This is a genomic window from Leifsonia sp. EB34 (assembly GCF_041260585.1).
GTDB lineage: Bacteria > Actinomycetota > Actinomycetes > Actinomycetales > Microbacteriaceae > Leifsonia.
Genome location: NZ_JBGCCV010000001.1, coordinates 621298 through 634812 on the forward strand (window position 1 = coordinate 621298; position 13515 = coordinate 634812).

At 68.1% G+C, this 13515-nt stretch carries 12 protein-coding genes; 4 read left to right on the forward strand and 8 right to left on the reverse strand.

The genetic code is table 11. The features are described 5' to 3' along the window. Positions 1–20 precede the first annotated feature (20 nt). The 3 genes from ABIA36_RS03000 to gmd are packed head-to-tail and all read right to left on the reverse strand — an operon-like array spanning position 21 to position 3155. Positions 21–1196 carry a DegT/DnrJ/EryC1/StrS family aminotransferase gene (locus tag ABIA36_RS03000; protein WP_369960785.1) on the reverse strand — a complete coding sequence of 392 codons (1176 nt, stop codon included), beginning with the start codon at positions 1194–1196 and terminating at the stop codon, positions 21–23. Beyond that, entirely contained in the window at positions 1193–2131 is a 939-nt protein-coding gene (locus ABIA36_RS03005) for an NAD-dependent epimerase/dehydratase family protein (protein WP_369960786.1), read from the reverse strand. Before ABIA36_RS03005 ends, ABIA36_RS03000 begins: the two co-directional genes overlap by 4 nt. A gap of 1 nt (position 2132) precedes the next feature. Further along, positions 2133–3155, reverse strand: a complete 1023-nt coding sequence (gene gmd, locus ABIA36_RS03010; RefSeq protein WP_369960787.1) for a GDP-mannose 4,6-dehydratase — start codon at positions 3153–3155, stop codon at positions 2133–2135. 95 nt (positions 3156–3250) lie between these two features. Here gmd and ABIA36_RS03015 point away from each other — a divergent pair, with 95 nt between their 5' ends. Genes ABIA36_RS03015 through ABIA36_RS03025 form a run of 3 tightly spaced genes read left to right on the forward strand, consistent with a single transcriptional unit; the run spans position 3251 to position 5275 of the window. Next, entirely contained in the window at positions 3251–4135 is an 885-nt protein-coding gene (locus ABIA36_RS03015; protein ID WP_369960788.1) for a glycosyltransferase family 2 protein, read from the forward strand. Positions 4136–4172: 37 nt separating this feature from the next. After that, positions 4173–4910 (forward strand): glycosyltransferase family 2 protein, encoded by a 738-nt coding sequence (locus ABIA36_RS03020; protein WP_369960789.1) that lies wholly within the window; start codon positions 4173–4175, stop codon positions 4908–4910. Then, positions 4907–5275 (forward strand): DUF2304 family protein, encoded by a 369-nt coding sequence (locus tag ABIA36_RS03025; protein ID WP_369960790.1) that lies wholly within the window; start codon positions 4907–4909, stop codon positions 5273–5275. Before ABIA36_RS03020 ends, ABIA36_RS03025 begins: the two co-directional genes overlap by 4 nt. Here the strand turns inward: ABIA36_RS03025 and ABIA36_RS03030 are convergent. Genes ABIA36_RS03030 through ABIA36_RS03040 form a run of 3 tightly spaced genes read right to left on the reverse strand, consistent with a single transcriptional unit; the run spans position 5256 to position 8879 of the window. Continuing rightward, positions 5256–6476 (reverse strand): hypothetical protein, encoded by a 1221-nt coding sequence (locus ABIA36_RS03030; protein WP_369960791.1) that lies wholly within the window; start codon positions 6474–6476, stop codon positions 5256–5258. The two genes, ABIA36_RS03025 and ABIA36_RS03030, sit on opposite strands and share 20 nt — an antisense overlap. Before the next feature lie 19 nt (positions 6477–6495). Then, positions 6496–7563, reverse strand: coding sequence for an NAD-dependent epimerase/dehydratase family protein (locus ABIA36_RS03035; RefSeq protein WP_369960792.1), 1068 nt, complete (start codon positions 7561–7563; stop codon positions 6496–6498). Beyond that, positions 7560–8879 (reverse strand): acyltransferase family protein, encoded by a 1320-nt coding sequence (locus ABIA36_RS03040; RefSeq protein WP_369960793.1) that lies wholly within the window; start codon positions 8877–8879, stop codon positions 7560–7562. The genes ABIA36_RS03035 and ABIA36_RS03040 overlap by 4 nt, the downstream gene beginning before the upstream one ends. Before the next feature lie 152 nt (positions 8880–9031). Between ABIA36_RS03040 and ABIA36_RS03045 the strand changes: the two genes are divergently transcribed. Further along, a complete protein-coding gene (locus ABIA36_RS03045) occupies positions 9032–10597 on the forward strand; it encodes a DUF2142 domain-containing protein (protein WP_369960794.1) in 1566 nt (521 codons plus the stop codon). A gap of 19 nt (positions 10598–10616) precedes the next feature. Here the strand turns inward: ABIA36_RS03045 and ABIA36_RS03050 are convergent, their stop codons facing one another. Further along, entirely contained in the window at positions 10617–12917 is a 2301-nt protein-coding gene (locus ABIA36_RS03050) for a hypothetical protein (protein ID WP_369960795.1), read from the reverse strand. After that, positions 12917–13339 carry a hypothetical protein gene (locus tag ABIA36_RS03055; RefSeq protein WP_369960796.1) on the reverse strand — a complete coding sequence of 141 codons (423 nt, stop codon included), beginning with the start codon at positions 13337–13339 and terminating at the stop codon, positions 12917–12919. Before ABIA36_RS03055 ends, ABIA36_RS03050 begins: the two co-directional genes overlap by 1 nt. Positions 13340–13515 lie beyond the last annotated feature (176 nt).

Below are 13515 nucleotides of genomic sequence, written 5' to 3' on the forward strand. Positions count from 1 at the left end.
TGCCGGGCGGCGCCGCGGCGTCAGAGCGACGCGAGAGTGTCGTGGACCAGGTCGATGCCCTCGTGCACCGGATAGTGGTGATTGCCGACGAACAGACCGTCGACGTCCACCTTGTCCGCCGCAGGCAGGGCGTCGGGCACGACGGCGTCGAGGTACTTCATGACCGGGTTCTTGGTGAAGTTGCCCGCGACGATCGGCCGGGACTCGACGCCTGCGGCACGGAGAGCGTCGACGACCTCTGCGCGGCGGCCCGCGAGCGCGCCCTCGAGGATCATCGAGAAACCGAACCAGCTGCTCTCCCCGGTCTCCTTCTGGATGCGCACATCCGGGAGATCGCGGAACTTCTCGACGAAGTAAGCGGCGTTCTCACGACGCCCGGCAATGAGCGACGGGACCTTCTTGAGCTGCTCGATACCCAGCGCACCCGACATCTCGAGAGGACGCACGTTGTATCCGGGCAGCACGAAGCGGAACAGGTCCTCGAAGACGTCGCCGGTCTTGTCGTGCACGAAGTTCTTCTCCGGGAGGTCGCGCGTCCAGCCGTGCGCGCGGAGCGACCGGAGGGTCTGCGCGAGCCGCTCGCTCTCGGTCAGGATCATCCCGCCCTCCATCGTGGAGATGTGGTGGGAGAAGAACGCGCTGAAGGTGCCCATCACACCGGCCGTGCCCGCAGCCCGTCCGCCGGCGCGGGCGCCGAGGGACTCGCAGTTGTCCTCGAGCACGACGAGGCCGTTCCGATCCGCGATCTCGGCGAGCCGCGCGAAATCGAGAGGGTTGCCCAGGAGGTTGACGGCGAAAATGCCCTTGGTCTTCGGGCCGATCGCCGCCTCGAGCAGGTCGAGGTCGAGGTTCAGCGTGTCGATGTCGATGTCGACGAAGCGGAGGGTGAGACCGTACTGGGTCAGCGGGTAGTACGTCGTCGCCCACGACACGGCGGGGACGATCACCTCGTCACCGGGGTTGAGGTCGGTCTCGGGGTCGAGGACCGCTGCGGCGACGGCGAGGAGGTTGGCGCTGCTCCCGGAATTGACCATGACGCCGTAGCGCGAGCCGAACGCGTCCGCGAACCGCTGCTCGAACTCGGCGACCAGCGGCCCCATGGTGAAACGACCGGACTCGATCACCCGGTGCATGGCGGCGTATTCGTCGTCATCCCACGTGGAGGTGGCGAGGGGGAAGACGGGGCTGTCGGTCATTTCGTTCCATTCGGGGTCGATGCAGCGAGGAAGCTCTCGTAGCTCGAGCGCATTCCATCGGTCAGGGGGGTCGAGGGGTTCCAGCCGAGCGCGCGCGCCCGCGACGAGTCGAGGAGTCTCCGCCCGACGCCGGACGGCTTGCTGGCGTCGAAGACGAACTCGCCGTCCCAGCCGACCACCTCACGTGCGACCTCGTAGTACTCCGTGATCGAGTGATCGTCGCCCGTACCGAGGTTCAGGAGGGACGGCCACCCGGAGAGGGCGCCGACCTGGCCGACGAGCCACTCGGCGAGGTCGACGGAGAATGTGAACTCGCGGCGGGCGCGGCCATCCCCCCAGATCGACACGGTGCGATCGCCCGCGGTCTTGGCGGCGTGGACCTTCGCGATGGCCGCGGCGACGAGGTGCCCGTGCCCGAGCGCGAAGTCGTCGCCCGGCCCGTACAGGTTCGAGGGAGCGGCGACCCGGTACGCATAGCCGAACTGCCTGCTGGCGTACTCGCAGACCTTGCCTGCGGCGATCTTCGCCAGTGCGTACCCTTCGTTGGCCGGTTCCAGGGTGCCGGTGAGGATGGCGTCCTCAGCGATCGGCTGCTCGGCGGACTCGGGATAGATCGCGGCGCTGCCGATGTAGAGCAGTTCGGGTACGCCGACCTCCAGGGAAGCGCGCAGCACGCTCGAGTCGAGCGCCAGGTTTTCCAGGAGGTAGGGGGTCGGCTCCGCGATCTTCGCTGCGATGCCGCCCACAACGGCGGCCGCGTGGATGACAGCGTCCGGCCGGACGTCCTGCATCAGCGTCGTGACAGCGCGGTCGTCGCGCAGGTCGACCTCCCGCCGGGTCACGCTGATCAGCTCTTCCGCCGGGCGCAGCCGCGCCCAGGCGTCGGCGATGCCGCTTCCCAGCATGCCGCCCGCGCCCGTGAGGAGGACGCGCACGTCAGGCCGTCACAACCGCATCGACGAAGTGCGAGCCCTCGGCCTCGAGAGCGGCGATGTCGGCATCGACCATGATCTGAGCCAGGCGCGGCGTGAGGATCTTGGGAGTCCAGCCGAGCAGCTCCTGGGCCTTGCCCGCGTCGCCGATCAGCGAGTCCACTTCGGTCGGCCGCAGGTAGCGCTCGTCGAACTTGACGTACTTCTCCCAGTCGAGGCCTGCGTGCTCGAACGAGAAGCGGAGGAAGTCCTTGACCGAGTAGGCCGTGCCGGTCGCCAGCACGTAGTCCTGCGGCTCATCGTGCTGCAGCATCCGCCACATGCCCTCCACGTACTCCGGCGCGTAGCCCCAGTCGCGGACCGCGTCGAGGTTGCCCATGTAGAGCTCGCTCTGCTGGCCGGCCGCGATGCGCGCGACTGCCCGGGTGATCTTGCGCGTCACGAAGGTGGCGCCGCGGCGCGGGGACTCGTGGTTGAAGAGGATGCCGTTGGTCGCGAACAGGCCGTAGGCCTCGCGGTAGTTGCGCGTGATCCAGTACGAGTAGACCTTTGCGACGCCGTAGGGCGAACGCGGGTAGAACGGGGTCTCCTCGTTCTGCGGAGGCGGGGTGGCGCCGAACATCTCGGAGCTGCTGGCCTGGTAGAAGCGGGGCTGCACGCCGGCGGACCGGATCGCCTCGAGGAGGCGGATGGTGCCGAGGCCGGTCGTGTCTCCGGTGTACTCGGGCTCATCGAAGCTCACCCGGACGTGGCTCTGCGCGGCGAGGTTGTACACCTCGTCCGGCTGGATCTCCGCGAGCAGCGTGACCAGGCGGGAGCCGTCGGTCAGGTCGCCGAAGTGGAGGATGAGCCGCTGGCCCTCGTCGTGAGGGTCCTGGAAGATGTGGTCGATCCGGTTCGTGTTGAAGTTGGAGGATCGACGGATGAGGCCGTGCACCTCATAGCCCTTGGACAGCAGCAGTTCAGCGAGATAGCTGCCATCCTGGCCGGTGATTCCGGTGATGAGCGCACGCTTCACGGTCGTCATTTTCAGGGGATTCCTCTTCGTCTCGATGCCGGGAAACTCAATCAGCATAGTCGACCGCTTTTCGCATCGCGGTCGGGTCTTGCTAGGTTACCGGGGTGACGCTGGACATAATGATGCCCTTCTACGGGCGTTTCGACCATTTTCGCGCCGCGGTGGAGAGCGTGCTCGCGCAGAGCGACGCCGACTGGCGGCTCGTGGTCGTCGACGATGTATACCCCGACACCGCCCCGGGCGAGTGGGTGCGGTCGCTCGGCGACCCCCGCGTCGAATACATCCGCAACGAGGTCAACCTCCGCCCGAGCAAGAACTACATCAAGTGCGTCGGCCTGATGCGCAGCGAGTTCTCCGTGCTGATGGGATGCGACGACATCATGCTCCCCGGCTATGTCGCCCGGGTGAAAGAGCTCATCGCCGCTCACCCGGACGCCGACATCATCCAGCCGGGCGTCCAGGTGATCGACCAGGACGGCCGGGTCTACCGCCCGCTCGCCGATCGGGTGAAGGACATCTGCCGTTTCCGCGGGCACGGAGCGCGCACCTACAGCGGCGCGAAACTTGCGACCAGTCTCCTCCGCGGCAACTGGACCTACTTCCCCTCGCTGGTCTGGCGGGCGTCCCGGCTGCGCGAGATCGGGTTCCGACCCGACCTCGACGTGGTGCAGGACCTGGCCATGCTTCTCGACATCACGCTCGCCGGTGGAACCCTCGTGCTCGACGACCAGGTCGTCTTCTCCTATCGCCGGCACGCGGCCAGCGTCTCGGCGGTCACCGGGCCCGACGGCTCCAAGTTCGCCCAGGAGCGGGTGATCTTCGACGAGTTCGCCCGGCGTTGCGCCGCGCGGAACTGGCGAGGCGCCGCACGCGCTGCCCGGGCCCACCTGACGTCCCGGCTGAGTGCCCTCACCGAGTTGCCGTCGGCGTTCCGCGCGAAGGATCCCGCCGGCCGCAAGTCCCTGACACGCCACGTGTTCGGTCGATGAGCCCGGCCGCCCAGACCGGATTGGTACGATCGAGGCTATGACGAGACCGTACGGCGACACGCTCATCGTCATGCCCGCACTCAACGAGGAGGGGTCGGTCGCCGACGTCATCGCTGAAGTCCGGCAGAAGCTGCCGGGCATCGGGGTCCTCGTCGTCGACGACGGGTCGACCGATGCCACGGCCGCGGTCGTGGAACGAGCAGGCGCGATGGTCCTCCGACTCCCCTACAACCTCGGGGTCGGCGGCGCGATGCGCGCCGGCTTCAAGTTCGCGCTGGCCCGCGGCTACCGCAACGTCGTGCAGGTGGATGCCGACGGCCAGCACGATCCCGGCGATGTGCCGGCGCTCCTCGACGCGCTCGCGACGAACGATCTCGTCATGGGGGCCCGGTTCGCCGGCGTCGGCGAGTACAAGGCCCGCGGCCCGCGTCGCTGGGCGATGGTGCTGCTCGCCAAGACGCTGAGCGGGCTGGCCCACACGACATTGACGGACACCACGAGCGGCTTCCGAGCCAGTGGCCCCCGGGCCGTCGCCCTCTTCGCCGAGCACTACCCGGCCGAGTATCTGGGCGACACCGTCGAGTCGCTGGTGATCGCGGCACGCTCGGGTTGCCGAATCGCCCAGGTGCCGGTCGCGATGCGGGCGCGCACCACCGGCGTGCCGTCGACCAATCCTGTCAAGTCCGCGTTCTACCTCGGCCGGGCGATGCTCGCCCTGCTCGTCTCGCTCATGCGACCGCGGCTCCAACTCAGCACGGAGGCAGTGCCGGTATGACGATCACGAGTTACCTCTTCGGGATCATCGCGGCCCTGCTCACCATCTTCGTGCTCGTGGAGATGCTGAGGCGCAGACGGCTGCGCGAACGGCACGTGATCTGGTGGCTGCTCTTCGGCGCGATCATGCTCGTCGTCGCGGTGTTCCCCACCACCCTGGTCTGGGCAGCCGATCTGCTCGGGATCACCATCCCGATCAACCTCGTCTTCTTCGTGTCGATCGTGATCCTCTTCCTGGTCACGCTTCAGCAGAGCGCGGAGGCGACCAAGCTGGAGCACAAGACCAGGATCCTGGCGGAGGAGCACGCAATGCTCGAACTGCGGGTCGCAGAGCTCGAGCAGGCGCTCAGGACCGAGAGGTCCTGAGCCCGACCACGTGAGTGATCAGGCCGAGCAGTGGTCCGAGCACCAGCGCGATGATGCTCTTCGGAGCGGGGTCCAGCGGCAGCAGCAGGCCACCGATCACGGTGAGGGCGGCGATCACCCATCCCGTCGTGAAGATCCCGTGCAGGTTCCTCGCGAGAGTTGCTGACCCGCTGACGCACAGCGCGGCGGTCAGGCCTGCTGAGAAGACGATGCCGGCGATGGCTGCGGACGTGATCGGAAGGCCGGGGTCGAAGAAGTCCAGCACGGCGCGGCCGAACAGCGCGGCAAGCAGCGCGCCGACTCCGGCGACCGCCAGCACCGCCAGCACGGTCAGCGTCAGGAAGCGACCTGCTCGCGCCCCGAGGTCGCGGAAGTGCACGACGAGGAAGCTCTGCATCGCCATCACGGGGATGACCAGGGGTGCCCGCGTCAGGGTGACGACAGCGATGACAGCGGCAGCGGCAGCGGTCTGACCGGCGGACGTGATCCCGAGCAGGAAAGGGAAACCGCTGACCATGACGGCCGTGGCGGCTGCGCCGACGATCGTCCGGGCGGCGTTCCAGGTGAGCTGGCGCGGTGCGACGTCGATCGAGATCCGTCCGCGAACGCTCCCCCGCACCCACAGCCAGACAAGGACGAACGAGAGGGGGAACGGCAGGACCACCGCGACCGCGAACGCCAGGATGGTCGGCGCAAGAACCAGCGCGACCGCGACGCCGACGAGGCGGAGGCCGGCGTCCAGTGCGATCATCGTCGCGATCACGCCCCAGCGCTGCAGTCCGTACATCGACCCGGAGAGGACCGAGACACCGACGTAGGCCGCCGAACCGATCGCGATCATCAGAACCGTCGGCGTCGTGTCTGAGGGCACCGCGACCGGCCCCCAGAGCGCTCCCGTCGCCGCGACGAGCACGAACACCACGACGACCCCGGCGAGGGCGAACCAGGCGAGCCTGCCGCCTCCCGAATCACCTCCGGGACCGGAGGGATGCGACGCCCGGGCGACCTCCTGCTGCAGCCCGGCGAGCGCGCCGACGATGAGGTAGAGAACGGACCACATCACGCTGAAGCGCAGGTACTCGTCGGCACCCAGCGCCCGGAGAACGACGGCCTGCAGGATGTATGTCGACAGTCCCGCGACCGCCGTCGCGATCAGGATGGTCGTCGCGGCGCGGACGCGGGTACCGCTCCGGGTTTTCACATCGTCCGGATCCGCGGCGTCAGACGACACGATCCGACTGGGTGGCGATCCATTCCTGGAGGCCGGCGACACCGTCGGCCAGCGACCACCGCGGCGCCCAGCCGAGGGCCGACGTCGTCGGCGCGATCTCGCAGGACGCGTTCCGCACGTCACCGTCGCGGAACGCGCCGGTGACGATGGGTGCAGGGGCGCCGTGGTAACGGGCGATCTCGCGCGCGAGGTCCAGAATCGTCGTGGCCACGCCCGACCCCACGTCGAACGTCCCGTCGATGTCGGTGGCGATCGCAGCCGCGAAGGCGCTCGCGATGTCGTCGATGTAGACGAAGTCGCGGACGATCCGGCCGTCTTCGTAGACGGGGATGGTCTCGCCCTTCTCGGCGAGCTGCGAGAAGAGCGAGACGATTCCCGTGTAGGAGTTGATCAGGGACTGCCCCGGTCCGTAGACGTTCTGGAGGCGGAGGACGGTGAGCCCGGCGTCCCGAGAACCCGTCCACGCCGCGAGGATGTTCTCCTGCGCCAGCTTGGTGGCCCCGTAGACGCTCGTGGGCGCGGGAACCGTGCGCGGTGCGGACACCGGACGGGCCGTGGCGTCCGGGAAGTCCCAGCTTGCGGCTGCGAGCGCCGCGTGGGTCCGCAGCCCCGGGTAGAACTCGGTGCCGTCCGAGCGCAGCCAGCTTCCCTCGCCGTACACGGCCCGGCTGCTGCTCAGCAGGAAACGCCGCGGAACGATTCCGGCGCGGCTGAAGCCGTCCAGCATCTCGGTGGTCCCGACGACGTTCACGAGGGCGTGCCTGCTCGCCTCGTTGAGCGACTGGGCCGTCCCGGTCTCGGCTGCCAGGTGGATGACGATCTCGGGCTTCACGTCGGCGAGGAGGGAGTCCCACACCGCCGGGTCGGTCACGTCGCCGACGACGAGCTCGGCGGCGGGATGGAGGTCGGCCGGCCGCGATCCGCTCGCGTGCACCTGCGGGTGCAGCGAGTCGAGCACCACCCAGCGCTCGGCGTCGGCGGCGAGCAGCTTCGAGAGAGCGCAGCCGATGAACCCGGCGCCACCCGTGACGAGGACGGTCGGCAGTCGGTCAGTCATTCGATTCCCACTTTCGTTTCGCGAGCCCGCTCCGTCTCCTTTTTGCGGAACAGCGAGCTCGCCGCGTTGTACCAGTGCCGGATCCCTCGGCCGGGGCCCCAACCCTTGATCGCCAGGGCGTGCTTCTCGAGCCCGTGCCAGCTCAGCCAGGCCATGATGACCGAGAACACGAGGCAGATCGCCAGGTAAGCGACGAAGCCGAAGTGATACCAGCCCAATGCGGCGACGATCTGCTGCACGAGGAAGCCCCAGAGGTAGAGCCCGTACGAGTAGTCGTTCTTCGACCCCAGCCGCTTGAGAGCGTCGGGCAGCTTGGCGGCGAGCCAGAAGAGCATGTAGGCGAACGCCGGATATCCGACGATCTCGAACCCGCCCGCCCGTGCGGTGAAGACGGAGAGCGCGGCGCAGAACAGGAAGAGCCGGTAGTCGAGGACGATCCGATCGGCGTACATGGCGAAGGTCGCGCCGATCATGAAGATCAGCCCGAGGCTGACGATGTACTGGTCGCCCAGCCACGGCACGACGGCGACGAAGCTCGCCCCGGCGACCCTGGCGATCTGCATGCCGAGGAGCACCACCGCGAGGATCGGCACCACGATCTTGAACCCGCGGAGCAGTCCGAAGAGGACGAACGCGCCGATCAGCACGTAGCACGTCCACTCGTAGGTGAGCGTCCAGAGCGAGCCGTTGAAGGCGCTCAGGCCGTTCTCCGCCCGCCCGTAGGGCGTCGCGGAGAAGATGTCGAAGATGCCCCACTGGTGGATGGTCAGCGTCCAGTCGTTGGCCAGGTAACTGAAGGGGCCGCCGGGAGTCGTGAAGTAGCTGCGGAGCCCCCTGCCCATCAGCTTCCAGGCGATCGGGCCGACCACGAATGCGGACATCAGCAGCACGGCCAAAAAGGCCGGGAATATCCGGAGCACTCGGGCCCACGCGAACTGGAGGATGTCGTTGCGCGCGCCGCTCTTGGCGATCAGATAGCCGCTGATGGCGAAGAAGCCGATCACCGCGAACCCACCGAGGTTCTGCTGGCCGTGGCTCCAGCGGAGGAACGGGTCTTCGCCGTTGCCCGACAGCGGGAACGAGTGCGAAACGATCACGGCAGCAGCCAGCACGAACCGGATGACGCCGAGCGCATTGCGCCGACCGCTGAGCCCGCTCGAGAGCGGCACGGGACGCCCGGCGTCGACGAGCCAGCTCCTGGTCCCGCTCCAGGCACGCGTACGCAGCGAGGGCCGGGCCGTGTCGGCGCGGTCGGGCGCGGGGTTGGGCGCTCCCGTCGCGTCGCCGACGACGCGGTCGGGCACGTCGATCGCCATCCTTCTCACTCCTCGCCGCGGGTACTTGCGGAAAAACCTGCCTCCAAGCATCTCACACCCGCGCAGAGCGTCCTTCAGCCTCGCCCGCGCACCATCGCCTAATGTGGTCTCGGCGATCACGCCGCTCGGCAGACAGACAGGGGTGGACCCAGGTGAGCACGACCGCGAAACGACCGTTCGACAGGTTCCGTGCTTTCGCGTCCCGCCCTCTCGGCGCTTTCGTCGTCGCCTTCCTGCTGGGCTTCATCCCGATGACGCTCTGGAACCTCGCGTCGCCGATCTCGTCGTCGCCGGACGAGCCGACGCACTTCATTCGCGCCGCGGCCGTCGCCCGAGGCGAGATCTTCACCGGGCCGCTTCCCAGCCAGCCGCGGGAGTCCGAGGTCGAAGTCCCCCGATATGTCGCGTGGACACCGGCGCGCACCTGCTTCGCGTTCAAGCCCGACACCACCGCGAACTGCGTTCCCGTCGCTCCTCGCGATCTGGGACGCATCGTCGTGTCCGGGCACACGGCAGGGGCGAACAGCCCGGGCTGGTACGCGCTGACCGGAGTGCCGAGCCTGTTCCTCACCGGCGACAAGGGCCTTTATGCCATGCGGATGGTCAACTCGCTGCTGTGCGCGGCGATGATCGGCGTCATCTTCATGGGGCTCACCCTCCTGAGGAAACCACGATGGGCCCTCATCGCCGCCTACGCTGCCATCACTCCGATGACGCTCTACCTCGGCGGCACGATGAATCCCAACGGCGTGGAGGCACTCTCCGCGGGCGCGCTGTTCGTCTCCCTGACCGTCCTGCTGTCGCGGATGGTGACGGGGAGGCGCCTCGCCGCTGTTCTCGCCGGAGTGGGCGCGTCGACGTTCCTGCTCGTGGGAACGCGCAACATCGCCCTGCTCTGGATCGTGCTGGCACTCGGCGGGGCGCTGCTCCTCTCCCGGCGGGCGGTCCTGCTGCGGCGTCTGCGCCAGCCGTCGGTCTGGGTGACGGTCGGCATTGCCGTCGTGCTGTGCGGCGCTGCGCTGGCGTACTTCCTCCGACCCTCCGTGGTCGCGCCCGCACAGAAGTTCGCGGGTGCCGGCTCGACCTTCTGGGACGGATTCACCTACATGCTCCAGCACACCTTCGAGTTCGGGAGCGGCTGGATCGGCTTCTTCGGCTGGGTCGACACCCCCGCGCCCGGGTTCGCGCTGGTGAGCTGGGGAGCCGTGCTGCTGGCCCTGGTGGTCGCAGCCCTGGTCATCTCGCACCGGCGTGCCCGGCTCCTGATCATCCTGCTGGCGGTGGCGTTCGTCCTGGTGCCGGCGATCTCGCAGGCAGCGGTCATCGGTACGGCCGGATTCATCTGGCAGGGACGGTACACGCTGGCGCTGGTCATCATGCTCGCCCTCGCCAGCGGCATCGTGGCGGACCGCTACACCGCCGGACGGACGAGCGCCGTGTTCACGACCATCGGTGTCTTCGCGATCTGGCTGCTCGCGTTCAGCCACACGTACACGTTCTTCGTCGCCCTCAAGCGATACGTCGTCGGCGAGACGGCGTACATCTCGGCGATGTTCAACCAGCCGGCATGGCAGCCGCCGCTGAAGTGGGAGGGACTGGTCCTCCTGTTCACCATCTTCGCCGTCGTGATGGCGCTCGTGATGACATCGGTGTTCCGCCGGGTCTCCGCGGCACCGCTCCCTGCCGCGCGCGAGGAGACGCCGATCCCCGTCGCGTAGGGCGGCCTGCCTCGACGGGTCAGGCGACGGGGCCGACGGGGATGGTGGCGGCCAGGCCGGCCGACACATCCACCCATCCCACCGAACCACCCAACTGCCCCAGCCGGGCCATCGACGACACCGGTCGCCGCTTCCCCGCGTCGAGCAGATAGATCGACCCGTCCGGCGTCCGGATGAATGCCGTCGCGGGCGCACCGACGGTCAGGACCGCGCACGTATACGAATCCAACGGCGTGAACACCAACGGGTACAACGGCTTCGTCGTCGCATCCAGCGCGCGCAGAACACCCGACGCCGCCACGTAGTCCGTGCTCCCGCACGTGATCCCGTACCCCAGAGGCGCCGTGGCCGCCGGGTACCCGGCCAACACTCCGCTGTCGACCATCGAGAACCCGCCGATACCGATCGACGACGGGTAGTCGAACGTCGAGAACGGAATCTTGTTCGTCAACCCGTTCACCAGATAGATCGTCGCGTCCGCGGGACTACGCACCAACGTCCCGGACGTCAACGCGGTCTTCCCCAACGGCAGCGACGCGATCACCGACGCCGGAACCGTGACGATCGCCGGACTCGACCCCTTCGGCGTCAACGCAGTCAACGCCCCCCACGACGACACCGGCTTGATGTCCGACGGCCCGACGATATAAACCGTCCCCGACACCGGCGACTTGATGAACGAACCCGTGTTGATCGTGCCCGTCACCGGGTACGCGGCCAGGAACGACGGCGTCACCGGCACGGCGCCCTGCGGTGCCGCACCGCCTCCACCGCCGGCCCAATCGAACCGGGAGTTCCCGCTGAGGATCGAGACCCCCGGCGAGCCGGTCGCCTGGACGAGGCCGCTGAACGGCGCGGCCGATGCGGGGATCATCGACAGGCTGTCCGCGTTGAGCGCCCCGGCGGATTTCGCGGGCAGGCCCGCGGCCGTCGCGCCGTCGCTCGTGACGCCGTAGCGGGAACCTCCCGACAGGAACGCGTAGCCGCTCGTGCCGCGCTGCTGAGCGAACGCCTGGTCGCGCACGATCGGTGTCGTGGTCCGCAGATTCGAGACGGCGCCGTCGCTCAACACGTTGTAGCCGAGGGGGATACCCGCCGCCGTCTGAGAGGCGTCGTCGAGGATCTCGCGCTTGGTGCCGACAGTGATGTAGTAACGCGACCCGGTCGTCGTGCCGAGCACAGAAGACATCATGGGTCCGTTGACGAACGTCGCGAGCTGCGCGTCCGTCAGTTGCATGTACCCGGTGGAGGCGCAGCTCCCGCCGTAGTCTCCGACCAGCCCGCAGCTTCCGAACGGCAGCTTGATGCCGGAGTCGAGGAAGTACAGTGTGCCGCCGGGACTCCTGCTGATCCGCCCGGCGAACGAACCGGTGGTGTAGGTGTTCAGATACGACTGGGAGACGTATCCGATCGGGCCCAGCGGACCGAGCGCGCCGAGCACGTCGAGACTCGCGATCGGGTATTTCACGGTCCCCGCCAACACGTAGACCGTGCTGTTGTCGACCGTCCTCGCGAGGTTGCCGCCGTTCGTCGGCCCGAACCAGTCGGTGTAGAGCCGCCAGAAATTGCGGTTGCCGTACGAGCTGCATCTGTCACCGGTGCCGTACAGATTGGCCAGCGCCGCGGCGTTCGGCTGGTACGGGGTGTAGTTGTAGAGGCCGGCGGTGGCCTGGTTGTAGATGAACACGGAACCGGCCCCGCACGTGGCATCCGGGCTGTAGCGGATCTGGTTGACCTTGCCGGCGATGAAGTTCCAGCTCGTCGGGGACGCCGCGTAGCGCTTGAACTGCAGCGCGGCGTTGTAGACCTGGTTGAAGAAGCCGTAGTACTGCGAATCGCACGCCGCAGTGTCCGGGCAGCCGTAGCCCGTGGCACCCCGGTACTGCGAGGTGTCCGGCCAGGTGTCGCTCACCAGCCCCTGCTCCTTCTCGAGCAGCACCAGGAGAGCCTCCTGACTGATCCCGCAGGCCACACCGACCTTGGCGATGATGGTGGCGGCCGACTCGACGCCCTGGCTGGTGTAGGCGTCGCAACGGCCGGCGACGGCGGCCTTGGAGGTCGTCGCCATCGTGTAGTCCTTCAGGCAGGTGTAGCCCGCCCGGCAGGCGGACACCTTGCTGTTGAGGAAGGACTGCACCTGACTCGCGGTCAGCGCTCCCCCGTCGAAGAAGAGGGCGTCGCTGATGATGTTGCCGGCGTCGAATTGACCGGCGTCCGCCGCGCTCGCCGGCGCGACCTGAGCAGCGGTGCCACCGGCGACGGTCAGCAGCCCGGCGACGACGGCGCCGATCAGAACAGCGGCGATGCTCCTCGAGCGCATCACGGAACCTCCACGGCCAGCGGCGTCGACACGTAGTCCTTGCCGTCCGAAACGTACTCCAGGGTGACCTGCCACGATCCGCGGGTGAACTGCGCGATGTCGGGTTGCGCCTCTCCGCAGGAGGTCGTCGAGCGATCGGCGACGCCCTCGTGCTGAACCTTCACGGCGGGAGAGCCCTCGCGGGTGAAGGTGTAAGTGCACGCGCCGCCGTCCTGGATCACGCCCTGCACATAACCCGATGCCGTCACATGCTTGCCGTCGACATCCACCGAGGCGACCACCAGCACCGGCTCGACGGTGACGGTGGGCGTCGGCGTGGGCGAAGGCTTCGACGGGACGGACGACGTCGACGGTTGCGAGGACGCCTGATCCGCCGACGAGCCGCCCGGCTGCGGAGTGCAGGCCGCGAGCATGGCCGACATCAGGACGATGCCGGCGATGGCGATCGAATGCCGAACGGCTCGTGGTCTCACAACAGGTCCAAACAGTCGAGGCGGGGCGTTATCGGCTTCTCAAGGGTACCGGCCGGCCCACGGATCTGTCTCGCGATTGGTCTACCCCAGTTGGAGGGACGCGGCGGAGGACACCGGGTGATCCG

Excerpts from the sequence above, each read along its gene's own strand:
- ABIA36_RS03000 (WP_369960785.1), bottom strand. The coding sequence starts at position 1,196 with ATGACCGACAGCCCCGTCTTCCCCCTCGCCACCTCCACGTGGGATGAC.
- gmd (WP_369960787.1), bottom strand. The coding sequence starts at position 3,155 with ATGACGACCGTGAAGCGTGCGCTCATCACCGGAATCACCGGCCAGGAT.
- ABIA36_RS03020 (WP_369960789.1), top strand. The coding sequence starts at position 4,173 with ATGACGAGACCGTACGGCGACACGCTCATCGTCATGCCCGCACTCAAC.
- ABIA36_RS03025 (WP_369960790.1), top strand. The coding sequence starts at position 4,907 with ATGACGATCACGAGTTACCTCTTCGGGATCATCGCGGCCCTGCTCACC.
- ABIA36_RS03035 (WP_369960792.1), bottom strand. The coding sequence starts at position 7,563 with ATGACTGACCGACTGCCGACCGTCCTCGTCACGGGTGGCGCCGGGTTC.
- ABIA36_RS03040 (WP_369960793.1), bottom strand. The coding sequence starts at position 8,879 with ATGGCGATCGACGTGCCCGACCGCGTCGTCGGCGACGCGACGGGAGCG.
- ABIA36_RS03050 (WP_369960795.1), bottom strand. The coding sequence starts at position 12,917 with ATGCGCTCGAGGAGCATCGCCGCTGTTCTGATCGGCGCCGTCGTCGCC.
- ABIA36_RS03055 (WP_369960796.1), bottom strand. The coding sequence starts at position 13,339 with ATGTCGGCCATGCTCGCGGCCTGCACTCCGCAGCCGGGCGGCTCGTCG.